The following is a 19,512-nucleotide window of genomic DNA, read 5'->3' on the forward strand; positions in this document are numbered from 1 at the left end:
GAGGGTATGACACAAACGGATCTGACGCGGCCGCAAGGTCTTAACCGCATCGACCCGGTGCTGCGCGAGGCCGCGATCGATGTGGGCATCGTCGAATTCCAGGCCGAGACGCTTTCTGCCGAGCGGGAACACGCCAATTTGCTGGCCGCAAAGCGTGCCGCTGCAGTCGGCACCGACGGAGTGACCATCGAATCGCGATCCATCCCCGGGCCGGGAGGCCAGCAGCTCAACCTCCGCTTATATCGGGGCCCCTCGCAAGACGCTTCGGGCACACCCCTGGTCCTCTATGCCCACGGCGGAGGCTTCGTGACCGGAAACCTCGACACCGATCACGCGCAATGCGTTGAGCTGGCCAGGGACGCCGGATGCCTGGTGGTCTCGGTCGACTACCGGCTGGCGCCGGAAAACCCCTGCCCGGCGGCATTGGACGACGTCGAGGCGGGCTTTTACTACGCCATCCGCAACTGCGCCCAGCTGAACGTGGATGTCGGCCGGATCGCGGTGATGGGCCGCGACGCCGGCGCCGCACTGGTCGCGGGCCTGACCCAGCGCATGTTCGACGACGAAGGTCCGCAGATCCTGGTGCAGATCCTGCATCAGCCGATGCTGGACTCCGACGCCACCCAATCGCGGCGCGAATTCCAGCGCACGCCGGGGCTCAACGGTCCCGCGGTGAGCCGGGCGTGGAACCACTACCTCAGTCAAGCCGGCGCCAACGGTCAACACGTTCCGGCGCATCGGGCGAACCTGGAGGGCCTGCCGCCCACGTTTATCAGCTGCTCCGAGATCGACCCGTGCCGTGACGAGGCGATCGACTATGCCAACAGGCTGCTACACGCCTACGTTCACACCGAGCTGCACGTTATTGCCGCGACTTTCAACGGCTTCGATGCGCTGGTTCCGGATTGGGTTGTGTCCCAAGAGAACCGGGCGCTGCACGCGCAGACGCTGCGCCGCGTGTTCGCGATGTAGCGCTCGGGTCGCGTGGCTTAGATCGGGTCGAACTTGGTGATCAGCCAGTGGTTGTCGACCCTGGTCATGCTCACCAACACATTGCTGGCCGACATCGACGGATCGGGCTTGTCCTTGCTCGTGGTGCTCTGGTCGACGAAGACCAGAACGACGGCCGAATTCGGATGCAGCTCCGACACCGCCGCGCCCATGATGTGAGCCGTGGTTTTCAGCGACTTTTGTTTGGCGGCCGGAGCCACGATCTCCGAGGTGAACTGGTTGTAATAGGACAGGAAGTCCCCGGCGAGGTGCGACTTGGCGGCGGCAAAGTCCTTGTCGAGCGACTCCGGTGAGTAGGACAGCAGCGCCACCGTTCCATCCGATGCCGCGCTGACCACCGCCCGGGCCACGTCGGGGCTGGTCTGCTGCGCGGGCTTGTACTGCCGGAAGTACAGCCACGCCGCCGATCCGCCGGAGATCAGCAGCAGCACGATCAAAATCACCGGAACGAGTTTCGCGTTGCGCAGCATGCGTAGCCGGTTCCGGGTGGGTCGCGCGGGCGATTCCTGCGTTGCGGGCTTTTCGGTTGCCTCGGGCGTCTTTTCGGTCATGGCACGAAGTCAACTTTCGACATCTTGTACTGTCCGCCGTCATCGGTCACGGTCACGCGGAGCCGCCACGCGCGCGGTTCGTCCTTGGCGCCCGCAGAATTGGTGATCTTCGAGGTCGCGGAGACCAATACCGTTCCGGAATGGTCGTCCATGGATTCAAGGGCCGCGCTGTTGACCGTGCCTTCGGTGACGACCTTGGACTGCTCGACGACCGTCGTGAAATCTTTTGCGCGCTGCTGGAAATCGTCCCTGAACTGTCCGGTGGAGCTGTCGATGACGCGCTGGACGTCGTGCTGGGCATTGTTGAAGTCCAGGGAGGTCATGTTGACAACGCCCTGCCTGGCACCGGCGACGAACCTCGCGGCGCGCTGGTCTCGCTCGGTGGCGGCATTGTGTTGCCAGACCATGTATCCACTGGCCGCGCCGAAGCCGACGATCAGGATGATCGCCGCCGCCTTCCACGTCACGGACAGTGACGGCAGCCAGCGCCGCCACCGGGCCGCCCCCGCCGCCGGTTCCGTGGCCTCGGCGGTCTCGTCGGAGGTTTCCTCATCGGCCGTCTCTTCGGGCTCGGCCTCCGCGGCTTCCGCCTCGTCGGCCCGGGGCTGGGGCTCGGCCGTGCTCTCGGGCTCAGCCTTGCTCTCGGGTTCTGCGGCGGCCTCCGGCTCGGCCTCAGCCTCGTCTTTGGTCTCGGGCTCTGGTTCTGCCTTAGCCAGCGCCTCGCGGCGCAGCCTGGCGGCGCGGGCGCGGGCGCGGGCAGCCGCCGCCAGCGCTTCGGCCTCGGCGGCCTCAGCCTCGGCCTCCTCGAGGAGGGCCATGGCGTCGGCTTTCGATGTGGCCGAATCCTCCCGCGGTTCCTTCGCCTTAGGCATCGCGCTCACCGCTGGTCAACATCATTATCGACTGGACTCCGGTATCTCTTACTGTATTGCTCATTGATAGCATCAGAGTCTCCAGCGAACTCCGACGAGGACCGATGAGGCGGACGATCATCCACCCACACTTTCCACCTTGCATCCCTGGCAGCGGCGATCGAATGCCCAGGAAGGCCCTGTCGACACCATGACCGCCGTCGACTCTCCCGAAAAGATACTCTTCGCTTCCACAACCCAAGCCTTTCTCCAAAAGGAAGCGCCGCTGCGTCACGTCCGCGAGCTGCACGCCGCGGGCGCGTCCTTTGATCCTGCATGGTGGCAGCGGGCCGCCGAACTCGGGTGGACGGGTCTGCTGGTTCCGGAGGAATTGGGCGGCGGCAGCGTGTCGGGCAGCGGCATCGCCGACCTCGCCATGGTCGCCGAGCAGCTGGGCAAGACGGTCGCGCCCGGACCGCTGTACCCGGTCAGCATCGTGCTCGCCGCGCTGGCCGGCTGCGCCGAGGCGCAAGCGCACGCCGACACGATCGAGTCGCTGATGTCGGGCGAAACGGTGGCCTCGTGGGCGGTGTCCGAGCCGGGCCGGGGCTGGGCGCCGCTGGATCCGACGGTGACGGCCACCGAAACCGACGCCGGGTACCGCATCGACGGCACCAAGGACCGCGTCGAGGCCGGCGCCCAGAGCGCGCTGCTGCTGGTGGTGGCGCGATGCGGCCCAAATGCTTCTGACGTTCGCCAATTCCTGGTCCGGACGGACGCGCCGGGCGTACGGATCGTGCCGCAGCAGTCGGTGGACCTGGTTAAGCAGTACGCGCGGGTGCAGTTCGACGGTGTGGTGGTGGAGCGGTCGGCGGCCGTGGGGGGCGCGGCCGAGACGCCGGCGTTGATCGAGCGGCAGAGCCAGATCGCTCAGGTGTTGCAGTGCGCGGAGGTGGTCGGCGTCCTGCAGACGGTCTTCGACTTCACCGTCAAATGGGCGCTGGACCGGCATACGTTCGGTCGCCCGCTCGCGTCGTACCAGGCGCTCAAACACGGGTTCGCCGACATGAAGCTGTGGCTGGAGGCGTGCCGCGCCACCACTGCCGCGGCGGTCGCCGATGTGGCCGCCGGCGCGCCCCAGGCGGGCCTGTCGGCCAGCATCGCCAAGTCCTACGTGGGGGAGACTGCCGGGCGCGTCGTTCAGGCGTGCGTGCAGATGCACGGCGGCATCGGTGTCACCTGGGAGCACGACCTGCATCTGTACCTGAGACGGGTTACGTTGTACCGCTCTATGTTTGGCACTCCCGAGGAGCACAACCTGAGGGTGTACGAGTCGGAGAAGGCGGTCCGGTCGATGGTGAACGCCGGATGACGGCAGCCGAAACCGTCGCGGAGTTCGCCGCCCGCGCGCGAGAGTGGTTGGCGGACAACATGCCTGCCATCGACCCGGACTCTCCGCCGGGCGCGCCACGCGATGACGAACGCTCCTGGCTGCGAGCTCGCGAACTGCAAAAGCGGCTCTATGACGGGGGATTCGCCGGCATCTGCTTTCCCCGCGAATACGGTGGTCTGGGGCTGGATTACGCATATCAGAAGGCATTCGACGAGGAATCCCGCAACTACGAGATGCCGTTGATCCTCAACACCCCGACGTTCACAATTTGCTGCGCCACATTGCTCGACATGGGTAGCGAAGATCAGAAGAGGCAGCACATCGCCGCCGCGCTGCGTGGCGATGAGGTTCTGGTGCAACTGTTGTCGGAGCCCAGCGGTGGCTCGGATCTGGCCGGCGTCCTTACGCGCGCGGAACGGCGGGATGATCGTTGGGTGCTCAACGGCGCCAAGACGTGGAGCACCAGCGCGTTCGCCGCCGATTACGGATTGTGCCTGGCCCGCACCGACTGGGACGTGCCCAAGCACGAGGGCCTGACGATGTTCCTCGTGCCGATCGCGCATCCGGGAATCACGTTGCGGCGCATCACGATGCTGAGCGGTTCCACGGAATTCTGCGAGGAGTTCCTCGACGAGGTCGACGTCGGCGACGACGCCGTCGTCGGGGAGGTCAACGGTGGCTGGGCGGTGGCGTCGCGGCAGCTGTATCACGAACGCCGGGCCGTCGGGCAGGGCTCGGAATTCTCCAGCGGCGCGGGCCATGAAGGCGGCCATACGACCCCGGTCGACTATGCCGAACTCGCCGAGAAGACGGGACAGGCCGACAACGAGCGCGTGCACGAAATGGCCGGCCGGGCGCTGGTGCACCGCGCGGTGGCCGAGCAGCTGATCGATCACGTGTACCGCAACGTCAGGGACGGCGTGTTGCCTCCGGCCGGCGGCACGCTCATCCGGCTCTTCCACTCCGAGACGGTGACCCTCGAGATGGACACGGCGCTGGCGATCACGGGGGCGGCTGGTGTGGTGGGGGACATCGGCGAAGGGTTGGAGGCCGGGCTGCGTTATCTGTCGCGGCAGAATGTCGCCATCGGCGGCGGCACCACGGAGATGGCCCGCAACGTCATCGGCGAACGGGTGCTGGACTTTCCACGGGAATACGCCGCCGACCGCGGGGTGCCGTTCAATCAGGTGCGTCACGGCAAGGCGCGCTGACCTAATCTTCGACGAAGACGTTCTCGATCTCGCCGCTGACTACCGGGATCTGGACCAGCGACAAGACGTGGTGCGCCGGGCTTCCGGGCGGTGCCACCAGCAGACAGTCGCCACCCTGCATGCGCGCCCGGTCCCGCGCGGCGGCCAGCGCGCTGATGCCCGCCGATCCCAGGTGGGTGACCGCGCTAAGGTCGATCGTCAAAGATGCTATGCCCGAGCGGCTTTCGACTGCAATCTGACGATCCAGGGTGGATGCGGTGTGGGCATCGACATCGCCGCTGACGATGATGTGACCGGCTTCGTCGACCATGGAGACGAATTCGGAGTTGACCGCACGCTGGTAGGTCGGCCGGCCGATCATTGGGTCGGAGACGAAGTTCGCCGGCCGCGAAAGGCGGTGCGTAAGACTGGCAGTCGTCCCGTCGATGCCATGCGTGACAACAGCACGGGATACCAAGGCTTCGGCCATCGCGAGTCCGCGCCCACGGCCCTGTTCGCCTTCCCGGTAGTCCTTCCACTTGCCGTGGTCGCGGACCGAAGCATGGAGGTTGCCGTCGCCGGACAAAGATGCCTCGACGACAACGCCGTCGGAAACGTCAGTGGCGTAACCGTGTTCGACGGCGTTCTCGACGAACTCCGAGATGGCGTGCACCACGTCGGATATGTCGGCGTCGGAGGCACCGATCTCCGCCAACCAATCGCGAAGCCGGTAGCGCACGGCGCGTGCGGCGCGGATCGTCGCATCCACGGTCATGTGCAACGGCGAGGGTGGCGTACGCCGTTGCGCCGCAAGCAGTGTGACGTCGTCGTTGTAGCCGGTCGACCGGAGCAGCAACTCAAGGGTTTCCGAACAGATGCGGTCGATCGGCCGCGCCCCCGCGTCGATGAGAAAACCGCTGCTGCCGCCGGCGACATTGGCGGCCAGGTCGGCGAATTCCGCGGTGCTGGCAACCAGCGGCCGGCCGGGACGTTCGATCAGGCCGTCGGAATACAGCAGGACCGAGTCGCCGACGTCGAGGAGCTCGGAGCGCACGGGAAATCCGGCCCCGCTGCCGAGCGGGCCCGCGCCCGACGGTTCCACGTACCGCGACTGCGCGTCGGCGGTCACGAGCAGCGGCGGGGGGTGTCCGGCGGTGCAGTACTGGAACTCCCCGGTGGCGTGATCGAGCGAACCGACGCAGATGGTTGCCGACTTCGATCCGGGTACATGCTCGTGAAAGCGGTCCAGAGCGTCGAGGGCCTCGGCGATGGTGCGGCCCGCAACGATCTGCATCCGAAGGGCGGTGCGCAACTGCGACATCACGGCCGCGGCTTCGACACCGTGGCCGACGACATCGCCGACGATCAGAACCAGCCGATCACCGAGGGCGATTGCGTCGAACCAGTCGCCGCCGGCACCTGTGTCCTCTGCGGCGACGAGGTACTGCGCGGTGATGTCGGCACCGGGAACGACGGGCACCGACGGGGCCAGCAATGCCTGCTGCATAACGGTGGCCGAATCGCGCATGTTTCGGTAGCGCTCGGACAGCTCCTCGATGCGCGCCTCGGCGGCGAGCCGCGCCCGCACCCGGGCGGTGACATCGTCGAAAATGAGTTGCACGCCCATGATCGATTCGTCCTCGCGGCGGCGGGGCGTGACGACAAAGTCGAAGAACTTCTCCTGCAATCCCGTACCGTCGTAGTCGGCCTGCAGCCGCCACTCCGACCCGGATTGTGGTTCACCGGTTTCATACACCCGGTCGAACATGTGATAGATCTGCTGGCTCTCCAGCTCCGGAAAGACCTCTCGCGCAAGCTTTCCCACGGGGTTGCCGGTCGGATTGAAGGCGCGATAAGCCGCGTTGACGGCGACGAAGCGATGGTCCGGCCCCTCCAGGCCAACGAGCATCGCCGGCACATTCTCGAATATGCGACGCACCTCGTCGGCCGGACCCACGGTTTTGTCCCAGTCCTTTTCGGCGACCATATGGCCGTCCCTCCTTTACGGACCGAGCAAAAAGCCTGTGCGAATCCATTACTCGCAGGCAATCAGCCTATCAACGGGTAACGGGTGCTCAGCGCAGCAGTTTGCTAACGCGCCGCAGGCGCCGTCGACAGGGCGGCGTCGGTGGTGGGATGCAGGGACAGAACGTCGCGGAGATTGCATGCTTCTACCACCCGGGCGACGCTGGGATCGCAGCTCACCAGCCGAAGTTCGACCCCACGGCGACGGCACCGCTCCGATTCGGTGGCCAGGACGGCGAATGCGCAGCAACCCATGAAGCCGAGGCCGTTCACGTCGACAACGAATGGACCGGGTTCGCTGGCGACGGCGGCCGCCTCGCCGACCAGCCGCTGCCAAATGTGCTCGTTGGAGCCGTCGACCTCACCGCCCGCGCGGACGATTACTACCGTTCCGCTGCGTTGGGTGGTTGCCCTCAGCGTGCTGTGCGGATCGCCCAGCTCCGACAGCAGTCGAGGGCTCAAGGCGATCTGGGTGGGAAATGACTCCGCGGGAGCCAGATTCATCGTGCGCTCCTAGTCGGCCGCCTCGGCGAGGCCGCGATGGATGCCCGTCTATCTCTGGATACTGACCGTGGTGTTGCGTGGGTTCTTTTCTATAGCAACACGGGTGGGCCCGTCTATAGGACGCATGTTCACCAGGGCAGACAAAGTCGGGCCCTCGGACCTCGGGGGCGCGCTAGGTGTGATCCGGGAACGCCGTCAGGCGGACACGGGCTTCTTGGCCGGCTTCGAGACCTTCATCAGCTTCATCAGGTTGCCGCCCATGATCTTGGCGACATCGTCCTGCTCGAAATCGGTGAGCTCGTCGACGAAGGAGATGGGATCCTTCAGGCCCTCGGGGTGCGGCCAGTCGGACCCGAACAGCACGCGGTCGGTGCCCACCATGTTGACGATCTCGGTGAACCGGTCCTCCCAGAATGGGGTGATGTAGACGCAGCGCTTGAACGCCTCGACCGGGTCCTCGCTAAACGACTGCGGCATCTTCTTGTAGACGCCCTTGAGGCCCTTGAACAGGTCTGGCACCCAGTCGGCGCCGTTTTCGATGGACAGGATCCGCAGGTCGGGATTGCGCGACAGCGCACCGTGGCAGACCAGCGCACCCATGGCGTCCAGGATCGGCCGATGGCCCATCGCGAAGCTGCGGAATGGCGTCGGCTTGAACGGCAGGAACTCGTCGCCTGGCTCCCACACGTTCGCGAACTCGGAGTAACCGCTGTCCGAGGCGTGCATCGACACCGGGAGTTCGGCTTTGATGCAGGCCTGCCAGAACGGGTCGAACTCCTCGAGGCCGAACGAGCGGCTGCCCTTGAAGCCGGGCACCGGCGCTGGGCGCACCAGCACCGTGCGGGCACCGCGCTCCAGCACCCATTCGAGTTCTTCGAGCGCGCGCTCGACGATCGGCAGGGTGATCACCGGAGTCGCGAAGATGCGCTCCTCGTAGTTGAACGACCACGTTTCGTACATCCATTGGTTGAGCGCGTGGATGACGTCGTGCGTCATCTCCGGGTCGTCCTTCATGCGCTCTTCGACGAGGCTGGCCAGCGTCGGGAACATCAGGGCGTAGTCGATGCCGAGCTCGTCCATGACCTCCAGCCGCGGGCCGGGCTCGCGGAAAGCGGGGATGGCCTTCATCGGCTCGCCCAGGATCTCGCGGTAGCTCTTGCCCTGCGCGCCGTTACGGAAGTAGTCCTCCTGGGCGCCCGGCTTGGCGACCTTCTCGAACGTCGGGTTCGGGATGTACTCGCTGATGTGGCCGCGCACCACGATCTTGGTGCGACCGCGCACCTGGACGTAGTCGATCACGTGCTTGCGGTTGTCCGGGAGGAACTTGGTCAGCGCTTCCTGCGGTTCGTACATGTGGTTGTCGGCGTCGAACACGGGGAAGGAAAGTTCGCGAGACGGCATGGCGATCTCCTTGCGGCAGTCTTGATTCTCAGTCGGTGGTAATGACGTTACCACTTTTGCGCAACAACGTGTACCCAGCCCGGGCCGGCGTCACATTCGCCACACTGGTCTCCGCGCAGGGGCGACACACCTCTTGCCCGCCTCACAGCGACAACTTCCGTATTTGGGAGTTGAGCGTGGTCGGAGGGAGACCTCCGAGTTGTCGCTGGGAGGCGGGGCAAACATTGTGTCGGTCAGCGCCGGATGCTCCTGTGGCAAATGTGACGGCTCGGCATGTGCAGCGGGCCGTCAGGCGCCTGGCCAGCTGGGGAGCTGGGGTGTCGTTCCCTCGATCACCGCGAAGTTCACCGTCGCTGTGGCGAGCAGTTCGTCGCCGTCGCCGTAAATGTCGACTTGCATGACCATCGACCGGCGCCCGGACCGCAGCATCCGGGGCACCGCGAACGCGGAGCCCTGCCGGATCGGCCGCAGGTAGCGGACGAACAGGTCCGCGGTCGTCATCGTGGTGCCTGGTTGCAGGTATTCCAGCCCGAACTGTCCTCCGGCCACGTCCACGAGCGTGGCGATCAAGCCGCCCTGCAGCGCGCCGGAGGTGTTGACCACCTGCGGGCTGACCGGCATCGTCATCGCGAATTCGCCCTCGCGCGAGCCCGGCCGCATGCCGATCTGCGCGAACAGCTCCGAGAGGGACGGCGCGGCCGACTCCTCGTCGGTCTCCCGGATGCCCAGAGCGCGGCTGCAGAAGTCATACAGCTGGCCGGCGTCGATCGGTGTGCCGTTCAATTCGCTGCCCAGCCAATGCAATCGCTGCGCACCCACTATCGTCTGCATGACGATCGCGGCCGCCGCGCCGACGTCGAGTCCCGGGTTGAACACGCCCTCGGTGATGCCCTGCCCCACGATGTCCCGAATCAGTTGATGCATGGGAGACAGCACGCGTGCGTATTCGCGGGGACGGGTCTCGGCCAGGTACTGGTTGTAGAGGCCGAGCGCGCGATTGAGGCTGTCCTGGGTGGTCGATTCCGGTTGTTGGCTGACGCGGTCGATCAGCAGCTTGAGCGCGGACGTACTGTCCAGGCCGGTGGTCTCGGCGCGCCAGCCCTGCGCGGATTGCGCGATGGTCCTGTCGAACAGCGCCAGCAACAACTCGTCCTTGCTGCCGAAATGCTGATAGAAGGCCCGCAGCGAGGTCTTGGAGCGCGCCACGACCTCCTGCACGGTGAAGTCGGTGCGTCCGGTTTCGCCCAGTATCGCGACAGCCGTCTTGATGAATCGCTCGGCGCGCGTTACTTCGGTTTCCTCGTTGGGGCCGGTCATGAGAATGAGGTTACCGCGCGCTGTGGCATATCCGCGAAGGTGGAATGCGAATATTCTTCCGCCATGGCGGCGACGGTGTCAGGGAAGATCGCATTGGTTACCGGCGGCGCGTCCGGCATCGGTGCCGCGCTGACCACCAAGCTGTTCGACGGGGGCGCCGAGATCTGGATCGCCGATCGTCAAATCGCAATGGCGCAGGAGCTGGCACAACGCCTCGACAGTGGCGGTGTTAGGGCGCATGCGATCGAGCTCGACGTGCGCGACTACTCGTCGTTCGAACGCGCGGTCGCCGAGGTGGTGGAGCGATCCGGGCGGATCGACTACCTGTTCAACAATGCCGGCATCGGGGTCGCCGGCGAGGCCGACTCATACACGCTCGAGGACTGGAACGACGTCTTTGATGTGAACCTGCGCGGTGTGGTGCACGGCATCCAAGCGGTCTACCCGCACATGATCCGGCAGGGCTCCGGTCACATCGTGAACACGGCGTCGATGGCCGGTCTCGTCGCCTCGCCCGGCTCGGTGAGCTACACCGCCACCAAACACGCGGTCGTCGGGATCTCGAAGGCGTTGCGGGTGGAGGCCGAGCGCCACGGGGTGCAAGTGTCGGTGCTTTGTCCGGGCGCGATCCGGACCCCGATCCTCACCGGAGGCAAGTATGGACGGGTCGATATGCCCGGCGTCAGTGACGAGGACCTCCTCAAATCGTGGGAACGGTTGCGGCCCATGGCACCCGAGATATTCGCCGAGCGCGCCCTTCGTGCCGTGTTGCGGGGAGACGCGATCATCGTGGTGCCGGCATGGTGGAAGGCATTTTGGTACCTGGAGCGGCTCTCGCCGGCGTTGTCGATGCGATTGACGAAGGTAGCGCTGCAGCGCATGCGTGAATTGGAGTCCGCCGCTTCCTGATTGAACTCTCAGGAAAGCAGTACCGACGGTACGAATAACCCGTCCCTCGGGCGGGTACGCGGTTGAGTGAACAGTTGTTCCGCGGCGCGGCGCCGTTCGCTTCGCTGGTGGCTTGGCTGTTCGTTTCGAGGCAACGAAGGAACCGGCGGAGGCGCTTCGTCGGCGGGAGGAGCTTCTCATGCCAGAGGTCCAACTTCACCACGAAGGACACCCGAAGTACCGCCGGATGGTCCGTTTCGATTGGTCGGACACACCCCTTCACTGGGTGCCCGGCGACCCGTTTTCGACCCACATGATCAACGTCCTGCATCTGTTGCTTCCCGAGGGTGAGCGGCACTTCATCAAGGCCGTCCTCGAGGCGTCGTCGCTGGTCGATGACCCCGAGTTGGAGGCCGCCATCAAGCCGTTCATCCAGCAGGAGTCCTGGCACGCCTGGGCGCACCAGATCGTGCTGGACCACCTGGCCGAGCAGGGCATCGACACCAAGCCGTACACCGACCGGCTCGGGAGGCTGTTGTCGATAACGCTGGGTGACGCCCCCAAGTGGTTTCCGCCGGCACTGAAACGGTGGTGGCTGTATCGCCGGCTGGCCGATGTGGCCGCGCTGGAGCATTACACCGCGATGCTGGGCCAGTGGGTGCTGACCAACCGAGGCCTGGACTACGCGAAGGCCGATCCCATGATGCTGGACCTGCTGCGCTGGCACGGCGCCGAAGAGGTCGAGCACCGCTCGCTGGTGTACGACGTCTTCCAGCACGTCAGCGGCAACTACTGGATCAGGGCGTTCTCGATGTTTTTCACGACGCCGCTGTTCGTCGGCTGGTGGATCGCGGGCGCTCGCTACCTGATGGCGCAGGATCCGACCATCGACCAAAAGTGGCGGTGGCGGGATTGGCTGTGGGCCGCCCGCGAGTACCGGGTGGTCGGCCCCTGGAAGCTCATGGTGACGACGCCGGTCCGGTATCTGCGGCCCAGCCACCATCCCAATGACGAGGCGTCCACCCAGATGGCGGTCGACTACCTGAACTACTCGCCGGTGGCGAAGGCGGCCCAGGAGCGGGCGCGTGCTCAGGCCAAGTCGGGCGGACCCGACGGTTCCCGCGGGGTTTCCGGCGTAGCGGCGGAAAGGGCTGAGGTTCGATGAAGGTTTCGGTGGATCTGGACACCTGCGACGGCAACGGCGTCTGCATGAGCATTTGCCATGAGGTGTTCGACGTGCGAGAAGACGGGCTCCACTTGCTCCAGGACGAGCCGCCCGCGGAGTTGCGCCAGCAGCTGATTGGCGCCGAAGTGTCTTGTCCCACGCAGGCGATCAAGGTGGAGGAGTGAGCCGATGCCGAGTCGTCAGCTGAAGGACGTGGTCGTGGTCGGTGCGGGCGTGGCTGGCACGCGGGCGGCCGAGACCCTGCGACAAGAGGGCTACGACGGTGCGCTGACCATCGTGGGTTCCGAGCGGCAAGCCCCCTACCATCGCCCGCCGCTGTCGAAGAAGTTGCTTACCGGCGAGGTGCACCGGGCGGGTGTCGACCTGGCGCCGCAGTTCGACTTCGAGGCGCGTGTGCTGCGAGGGGCATCGGCGCTCAAGTTGGACATGGCCGCGCGGGTGGTCCACGTGCGTGACGAAAACCAGGATCTGGCAGTGCGATTCGACGGGCTGGTGATCGCCAGCGGCGCGGTCCCGCGCCAATGGCCGGGCCCGGTTCCCGACGGTGTGTTCGTGCTGCGCACGGTCGACGATTGCCTGGCGATCCGCCAGCGGTTGGGCTCGCGGCCCCGGGTCGTGGTGGTCGGCGGCGGGTTCATCGGTGCCGAGGTCGCCGCGAGTTGCCGGTCGTTGGGCCTGGACGTGGTGCTGATCGAGAAGGCCACCAGTCCATTACTGGCCGCCTTGGGCGGCGAGCTGGCACCTCGCTGGGCGGACCTGCACCGCGACCATGGCGTGGATTTACGGGTCGGCGTGGGTGTCGACGCATTCGTCGGCAACGGCCGCGTCGAGGCGGTTCGGCTCACCGATGGTGCACAGGTTCCGGCCGATCTCGTCGTCATCGGACTGGGCGTGGCTCCCGCCACCGATTGGCTCGAAGGTTCGGGATTGCCTGTTGACGACGGCGTGGTCTGCGATGCCACTGGAGCGGTCGAGGGCGGCACCGATGTCGTCGCCGCCGGCGATGTCGCGCGCTGGTTTCACCCGCTGTATGAACGGCACTTGCGGACCGAGCACTGGGACGACGCGGGACGTCAGGGTGCGGCCGCGGCTCGGACGCTGCTGGCGGGGCCGGACGACGCGGAGGCGTACGTCGACGTGCCATATTTCTGGTCCGATCAGTACGACGTGAAGGTGCAAATGCTGGGCGTACCAACCGATTACGATGCGCTCGAAGTTATCGAAGGCGATCCCGATACCTGGGAGTTCCTCGCGGCGTACGGACGTGGTGGCCGCACCATTGCCGTACTGGGGACGGTCTCGAATCGGGTGTACGCCTACCGCGATGCCATCGCGCAGCGCGCCGAATTCCCGCCCGCAACGGCCTGACTAGCCGCCCCGGGCCGCGATCATCGCCGAGCGATTGACCTTGGTCGCCGCGGTGCGCGGAATCGCGTCGACGAACTCGACGGTCTTGGGGGCCTTGTAGTGGGCGAGCCGGCTTTTGGCGTACTCGATCACCTGCTGCTCGGTGAGCCCATCGTGGCCCTCGGCGAGTTGCACCACGGCATGCACGCGACGTCCCCACTGCGGATCGGAGAGCCCGATGACCACGACGTCGGCAATGCCCGGGTGGCCCGCGAGTGCCGACTCCACCTCGGCGGGAAAGACATTCGCGCCGCCGGTGACGATCATGTCGACGCGGCGGTCGACGATATAGAGGTAGCCGTCGTCGTCCAGGTATCCGATGTCGCCGGCGGAAACGAAGCCGTCATCGGTCGACGGCAGCGGCGCCGCGCCGCCCAGGTAGCGGGATCCCGCGCTCATCGGCGCGCGCAGATAGACCTCGCCGTGTTCACCGGGACCGAGCGGTTTCTTGTCGGCGTCCAGGATCCGGATCTCGGTGTCACGGAAGCCGCGGCCGACGCTGCCTGGGTGAGTGAGCCACTCGTCGGCCCGCAACGCGGTCAGCCCGAGGTTCTCGGTCATGCCGTACGCCGTCACGATCCGCTCGGGGCTGAGCAGCTCGCACCAGGTGTGCATGAGCGACGGCGGCATCACCGCGGCGCCCTGCAGGATGAACACCACGCTGGACAGGTCGCGCTGCCGGACGTCGGGCCGGGCCGCGATGCGCGACAGCATGGTAGGCGTGGCCGTGAAGTTGGTGATCCGATAGCGTTCGATCACGTCCAAAACCAATGCTGCGTCGAACTTTTCGAGCACCACCAGATGGTCGCCGGCGAGCAGGAAGAGGAAGGTGGCGAAGCCGTTGGTGTGATACATGGGCGCGGGCACCATGATCGTCTGGGGCTGGGCCACCGGCGTCCAGTTCGACAGAAACGGTTCACCGTGCTGCGGCGTCCACAGCGACGGCGCAAGGCTGAGGATCACCTTGGGCACGCCGGTCGACCCGCTGCTGCAGATGCCGTTGGAGTGGGGGGCAACGGCCTCGGGCAGCGGGCTCGAGGACTCACCGGCAGCGCGCGCCTCTAACTCCCAGCGGGTGGTTTCGTCGACGACGACGGCGGGGTCGATCACCTCGCGCACCCGCTCTCGCTCCCACTCGGGCAGGTCCCAGTGCATGGGTACGGGAACGGCGCCGATCTTCCAGCATCCGAGGGTCCCGAGCACGAGGTGTACTGAATTCGGGATAGCAAGCGCGACAAGGGAACCCGTCTCGGCGCCGCTGGCCGCCAGCGCACGCCCCCACTGGTTGGCGCGGGCGTCGAGCTCACCGAACGTCAGCGACTGCGCGCTGCCGTCGAGCGCGACGATGGTTACCGCCGTTTCGCCGTGCCGTTCTTCGGCGAGCTGCGCCAGTTTGGTCCCGAACGGGATTCCGTCTTCGAGCGGATTGGGTGTTGCCGAAGGCGCGACGGGTTCTGTGCTCAATGGCGCCGCTCCTCCTCATCGCTGCGCTCTGCATCGTCGCCGGCGCGGCTCATGCCGATACCGGACCGCTGAACAGCGTCTCCAGCGAACCGTCCGGCACACCGGGTATCAGCCGCAGCGCCAGCTGTTCGGTGCTCAGCGGCAATCGGATCAGTGGCTGGGTGTGCCGGTCGAGCACGCTGACGTCGGACTCGTCGCAAAAGCCCAACGCGCCGAGCAGTTGATGGGAAGTGCGCAGCACCTGCCGCGCGGTGTCGGATGCCTTGAGCCGAAGGACGAGCGCGTCGGCCGAACGGGCTTGCGGCGCTACCGATTCCGGGCGGGAGATGGTGTATTTGGCGAGCTCATGGAGCCCGCGCACCGCGACTGCGGCGTCGGCGACGGCGAACCGGACCGCCTGGAAATCGGCCAGCGGCTTGCCGAACTGGATTCGGGCTCGCACATGTTCGGTGACGATCCGCAGCGACTGCTGCACCGATCCCAGAATCCGCCATGATCCCAGCACGAGATGAAGATTAACGTCGGCGACCGGCACGGTTCCATCGGGTGCGCTCAGAGTGGCCGGCACCAGAAACGGCCCGAGTTTCGCGTTCGTCCGCGACCCGGGCTGCGGGTGGTAGCGGTTGCCGTCCAGGTCCGCGGCGATCCAGTCGCCGGGCAGATCGCCGTGATCGATGCGCGGCGCGTCCGGATTCACCAGGGCCAGGCGGGCGCCGTCGATTGTCAGCAGCTCTTCGACGAGCGGATAGGGGAGCGCCGTCGCGCCGGCGGCCTGGCAGAGCACCGCGGCGGCCAGCAGATCGTCGGCCGCCGAGCGGACGTCGAGCTCGAACGCGCCGACCTCGCTCAGGGCCGCGCGCGCCGACCGCCGAACCTCGTCATCTGTCTCGGCGCGCAGCGCCGCCGGCGGCCCGCCGAACCGAGTGAGCCGCTTGGTGGCAACGTCGGCGAAGTCGCTGATATCTTGTGGCAGGTCGGTTTTCACCGGTGCTCTCCCAACACGTCACGGGCCACCAACATTTTCTGCACCTCGATGGTGCCCGATGCCACGGTGGCCGCCTGTGCGTAACGCCAATGGTCTTCGATCGCTCCGTGCAACGGCGCCGAGGCGCCGCTGTCCAGCGCGGTCGGCCCCAGCACATCGAACAGCAGCTCGGCCACTTGCTGATCGCACGTCGTGGTGACGATCCGAGCGGCGCTGGCGGCCGCGCCCGCCGCGGTATCGTCCTGCAGCGACACCGCCCGATAGGCCAGCAGCCGGGCGACCCGAAGGTCCACCAACGCCCGCACCCAGCGGGCGCGAATCGATTCGGGCAACGCATTCCAGTCGTCGCCGAGCTCGGTGCGCATCCGATCGAGCAGCGATTCACAGCGGGCGTACCGCGCGATGCCCACCCGCTCGAATGCGAGCGCCTCGCGCATCACCCGCCACCCGTCGCCGATCTCGCCGAGCACGTCACCGGTGTACGCCGGCACATCGTCGAGGAACATCTCGTTGAGGTGGTGCGGTCCGAGCATCGAGGGAATCGGCCGGACGGTGAAACCGGGCCGGTCCATCGGGATCAGAAACAGGGTGAGCCGCTTGGGTTTTGGGGCGTCGGGGTCGGTGCACGCCGCCAGCACGCACCAGGACGCCATCAGCGCATACGACGTCCACACCTTCTGGCCGGTGATGCGCCATCCGTCACCATCCGGCACCGCGCGGGTACGCAACGACGCGAGGTCGGTTCCGGCTTCGGGTTCGGAAAAGCCTTGGCACCAGATGACGTCGCCGGAGGCGATGGCCGCCAGGTGCTTGGCCTTTTGTTCGGCGGTGCCGTAGCGCATCAGCGCCGGGCCCACCCAGTTGATCCCCATGTACTGCGGACCGCGGGGCTCGTGTTGGGCCCACATTTCCTCGCGCAGCACCGTCTGCTGCCACACCGAACCACCGCCGCCCCCATGCTCTTTCGGCCAGGCCAGGGCCAGCAGCCCCTCGGAGGCGAGCAGCTTGCAGAATGTCTCGGTGGTCGCCAGGTCGCGGGGATCGTCGGTGCAGGCGCCCAGGAAGTCGGCGGGAATGTGATTGGCTATCAGCTCCCGCAAATGGTTTCGCAGTTGGCCGGCATCGTCGCCGAGGTCGTAGTCCATCGTGCTCATCCCTTCGGCAGCCCGAGCACCCGCTCGGCGATGATGTTGCGCTGGACCTCCGACGTTCCGCCGTAGATTGTTGCCGCCAGCGCATCCTGGCGTTCGAAGAGCAGATCCGGGTCTCCCGCCGAGCTCGGACCCGCCGCGGCGGCGCCGAGCTCCCAAACACGTTGCAAAGTAACCGATCCGAGCAGTTTCATGATGTCGGCTTCGGGGCTGGGTCGTCCGGCCAATTCGTTGCCGAGCGAGCGGTAGCCGGTGGCTCGCAGGGCTTCGGCATCGGCGAGCAGCGAGCCGAGCTCGGCGTATAGATCGTCGTCGTGGGTGCCCCGCACCGAGTCGAGACCTCGCTTGATCTCGACCCAGTTCATCACCCAGATCATCCGGCGCTCGTGCTGCAGCGAGGCCAGCGCGACGTTCCAACCGCCGTGCAGTGGCCCCAGCAGGTTTTCCGCGGGCACCTCGACGTCGTCGAGGAAGACCTCGCAGAACGTCTCGTCGGAGATCGACGCCATCCGGATGGGTTCGATCCGCACCCCGGGCGAGTGCAGGTCGAGGATCAGGCACGAGATGCCGCGGTGTTTCGGTGCGTCCGGATCGGTGCGGGCGTACAGCGTGCACCACCGCGACTCGTGCGCCTGGGTGGTCCAGATCTTGTGACCGTTGATCCGGAACACGTCTCCGTCGCGCGCGGCGCGGGTGCGCAAGCCGGCGAAATCCGACCCGGCTTCGGGCTCGGACATGCCCAGCGCCCACCATTCTTCGCCGCGCAGCAGGGGCACCAGCAGGCGGTCGATCTGCGCGGGTGTGCCGAACTGACGAATGCCGGGCGCTGCGACGTTGGGGCCGGCGATGTTGGGCAGCTTGGGCGCCGAGCGCATCGCCCCTTCGAGCCGCACTTCCATGGCGTCGCGCAGGCCCAGCGATCGACCGCCGTGTTCGCGGGGCCACGTCGGTTGTATCCATCCGGCCTCGAACGCGGCCCGTTGATAGTCGCGCCGCAGCGGGAGGTCCCAGCGGTATCGGCGATAGTTCTCGTAGTAGTCGTTCGGCAGGAATTTCGTCAGCCAGGCGGCGAATTCCTGCACGACGGCGCTCACGCCGCGCCTCCCGCGAAGCGGCGGCCCACCGCGTGGTAGAGCGCGCGACTGTCGCCGAGCAGTGCGGCGCCTTGCCACGCGCGCCGGACATAGAGGTGGATGTCGTGTTCCCAGGTCTGCGCCAGCGCGCCGTGCACCTGCACCGCGGTGCGCGCGCAATTGGCCGCCGCGTCGCCGGCCGCCGCCTTGGCCAGGGCCGCCGCGGTCCACGCGTCCGCGGGCATGGCGCTGGGATCGCCGAGGCGGGCCGCCGCCGCATACGTGAGGCTGCGGGCGCGTTCCAGGCCGACGTAGTTATCGGCCAGCGCGTGTTTGATCCCCTGGAAGGCCCCGATCGGGGTACCGAACTGACGGCGCGCCTTGGCGTGCTCGACGGATCGATGCAGGGCGGCGCTCGCAACGCCGACCAGGTCGGCCGCGGCGGCTACCAACGGCGCCGTCAGCGCCGACCCGACGCCGACCGGTGCGGTCGCCAACGGCTCGACGTCGATCTCCACGTCGGCCACCGGTTGGGCGGGGTCGGTCGATTCGCCCGGCGGCACCGGCGTCACCCCGTCGCCGCAGCAGGCCACAGCCACCAGGACGCCGTCATCGGATCGGGCCAGCGTGACGATCAGCTCCGACCGGGACAGGTTGGGCACCGCGACGGCCCGCCCGCGTAGGCGCCCGTCCCGCAGGGTCACCGGGGCCCCGGGCAGGCGGCGGCCGGGGCACTGCACCGCCAGGGTGGCGACGACGCCGCCGGCGATGTCGGCCAGTGCCGCGTCGAGGCCACCGGCGCGCAACGCACCCGCGGCCAGGCCGACGCTGCTCAGCATCGGGATCGGCGCGATCGCGGCGCCGCACTCCTCGAGAACCACCGCCAACTCCACGGGCCCGTAATCGCCGCGAGCCCCTTCTTCTGAGGGTGCGGCAAGTTCCGTCCAGCCGAGGTCGACCACCGTCTTCCAGATGGCGCGCCAGCGTTCGGGGTCGGTCATCGCTTGGCGGGCGGCGTCGGGGGGACACTCGGCGCGCAGGATGTCGCGCACAGTGTCGCGCAGCGACAGCTGCTCCGAAGTCAGACCGACATCCATAAGACCCCTAACATAATA

18 protein-coding genes are annotated in these 19,512 nt (G+C 66.9%); 7 read left to right on the forward strand and 11 right to left on the reverse strand.

Annotated elements, in window-relative coordinates:
• Nucleotides 1-6 precede the first annotated feature (6 nt).
• Nucleotides 7-972, forward strand: a complete 966-nt coding sequence (locus A5744_RS09680) for an alpha/beta hydrolase (protein ID WP_076060421.1) — start codon at nt 7-9, stop codon at nt 970-972.
• Nucleotides 973-989: 17 nt separating this feature from the next.
• Here A5744_RS09680 and A5744_RS09685 read toward each other — a convergent pair whose 3' ends face one another.
• Together A5744_RS09685 and A5744_RS09690 are read right to left on the reverse strand one after the other, a co-directional pair.
• A complete protein-coding gene (locus A5744_RS09685) occupies nt 990-1,562 on the reverse strand; it encodes a hypothetical protein (RefSeq protein WP_076060423.1) in 573 nt (190 codons plus the stop codon).
• The gene (locus A5744_RS09690; protein WP_076060425.1) at nt 1,559-2,434 is read right to left on the reverse strand and encodes a hypothetical protein; all 876 of its coding nucleotides are present in this window, start codon (nt 2,432-2,434) and stop codon (nt 1,559-1,561) included. Before A5744_RS09690 ends, A5744_RS09685 begins: the two co-directional genes overlap by 4 nt.
• 190 nt (nt 2,435-2,624) lie before the next feature.
• On the opposite strand from A5744_RS09690, the gene A5744_RS09695 reads away from it, so the two are divergent.
• On the forward strand, nt 2,625-3,785 hold the full coding sequence (locus A5744_RS09695) for an acyl-CoA dehydrogenase family protein (protein WP_076060427.1): 1,161 nt from the start codon (nt 2,625-2,627) through the stop codon (nt 3,783-3,785).
• Nucleotides 3,782-5,017, forward strand: coding sequence for an acyl-CoA dehydrogenase family protein (locus A5744_RS09700; protein ID WP_076060429.1), 1,236 nt, complete (start codon nt 3,782-3,784; stop codon nt 5,015-5,017). Before A5744_RS09695 ends, A5744_RS09700 begins: the two co-directional genes overlap by 4 nt.
• A gap of 1 nt (nt 5,018) precedes the next feature.
• On the opposite strand, the gene A5744_RS09705 is transcribed toward A5744_RS09700, so the two are convergent.
• The 4 genes from A5744_RS09705 to A5744_RS09720 all read right to left on the reverse strand — a co-directional run bounded on the left by A5744_RS09705 (nt 5,019) and on the right by A5744_RS09720 (nt 10,243).
• Entirely contained in the window at nt 5,019-6,983 is a 1,965-nt protein-coding gene (locus A5744_RS09705) for a SpoIIE family protein phosphatase (protein WP_076060430.1), read from the reverse strand.
• A 104-nt stretch (nt 6,984-7,087) separates the two neighbouring features.
• Entirely contained in the window at nt 7,088-7,525 is a 438-nt protein-coding gene (locus A5744_RS09710) for an anti-sigma factor antagonist (RefSeq protein WP_076060432.1), read from the reverse strand.
• Between the two features lie 195 nt (nt 7,526-7,720).
• A complete protein-coding gene (locus tag A5744_RS09715) occupies nt 7,721-8,926 on the reverse strand; it encodes an amidohydrolase family protein (protein ID WP_076060434.1) in 1,206 nt (401 codons plus the stop codon).
• Nucleotides 8,927-9,214: 288 nt separating this feature from the next.
• Entirely contained in the window at nt 9,215-10,243 is a 1,029-nt protein-coding gene (locus tag A5744_RS09720) for a hotdog fold thioesterase (RefSeq protein ID WP_076060436.1), read from the reverse strand.
• Nucleotides 10,244-10,306: 63 nt separating this feature from the next.
• On the opposite strand from A5744_RS09720, the gene A5744_RS09725 reads away from it, so the two are divergent.
• The 4 genes from A5744_RS09725 (at nt 10,307) to A5744_RS09740 (ending at nt 13,685) form a co-directional block, all read left to right on the forward strand.
• Entirely contained in the window at nt 10,307-11,152 is an 846-nt protein-coding gene (locus A5744_RS09725; protein ID WP_076060437.1) for an SDR family oxidoreductase, read from the forward strand.
• A 178-nt stretch (nt 11,153-11,330) separates the two neighbouring features.
• On the forward strand, nt 11,331-12,296 hold the full coding sequence (locus A5744_RS09730; protein WP_076060439.1) for a metal-dependent hydrolase: 966 nt from the start codon (nt 11,331-11,333) through the stop codon (nt 12,294-12,296).
• The gene (locus tag A5744_RS09735; protein ID WP_076060441.1) at nt 12,293-12,481 is read left to right on the forward strand and encodes a ferredoxin; all 189 of its coding nucleotides are present in this window, start codon (nt 12,293-12,295) and stop codon (nt 12,479-12,481) included. Before A5744_RS09730 ends, A5744_RS09735 begins: the two co-directional genes overlap by 4 nt.
• Before the next feature lie 4 nt (nt 12,482-12,485).
• The gene (locus tag A5744_RS09740) at nt 12,486-13,685 is read left to right on the forward strand and encodes an FAD/NAD(P)-binding oxidoreductase (RefSeq protein WP_076060443.1); all 1,200 of its coding nucleotides are present in this window, start codon (nt 12,486-12,488) and stop codon (nt 13,683-13,685) included.
• Here the strand turns inward: A5744_RS09740 and A5744_RS09745 are convergent, their stop codons facing one another.
• The 5 genes from A5744_RS09745 to A5744_RS09765 are packed head-to-tail and all read right to left on the reverse strand — an operon-like array spanning nt 13,686 to nt 19,494.
• Nucleotides 13,686-15,188, reverse strand: a complete 1,503-nt coding sequence (locus tag A5744_RS09745; protein WP_076060444.1) for a class I adenylate-forming enzyme family protein — start codon at nt 15,186-15,188, stop codon at nt 13,686-13,688.
• Nucleotides 15,189-15,237: 49 nt separating this feature from the next.
• Nucleotides 15,238-16,173, reverse strand: coding sequence for an acyl-CoA dehydrogenase family protein (locus A5744_RS09750; RefSeq protein ID WP_076060446.1), 936 nt, complete (start codon nt 16,171-16,173; stop codon nt 15,238-15,240).
• On the reverse strand, nt 16,170-17,327 hold the full coding sequence (locus A5744_RS09755; protein WP_170874456.1) for an acyl-CoA dehydrogenase family protein: 1,158 nt from the start codon (nt 17,325-17,327) through the stop codon (nt 16,170-16,172). The genes A5744_RS09750 and A5744_RS09755 overlap by 4 nt, the downstream gene beginning before the upstream one ends.
• Complete coding sequence (locus tag A5744_RS09760; RefSeq protein ID WP_076060447.1) at nt 17,324-18,418, reverse strand: acyl-CoA dehydrogenase family protein; 1,095 nt, start codon at nt 18,416-18,418, stop codon at nt 17,324-17,326. The genes A5744_RS09755 and A5744_RS09760 overlap by 4 nt, the downstream gene beginning before the upstream one ends.
• Nucleotides 18,415-19,494 (reverse strand): acyl-CoA dehydrogenase family protein, encoded by a 1,080-nt coding sequence (locus A5744_RS09765; RefSeq protein ID WP_076060449.1) that lies wholly within the window; start codon nt 19,492-19,494, stop codon nt 18,415-18,417. Before A5744_RS09765 ends, A5744_RS09760 begins: the two co-directional genes overlap by 4 nt.
• Nucleotides 19,495-19,512 lie beyond the last annotated feature (18 nt).

Origin of the sequence: Mycobacterium sp. IS-1264 (assembly GCF_001954195.1) — a bacterium.
GTDB lineage: Bacteria > Actinomycetota > Actinomycetes > Mycobacteriales > Mycobacteriaceae > Mycobacterium.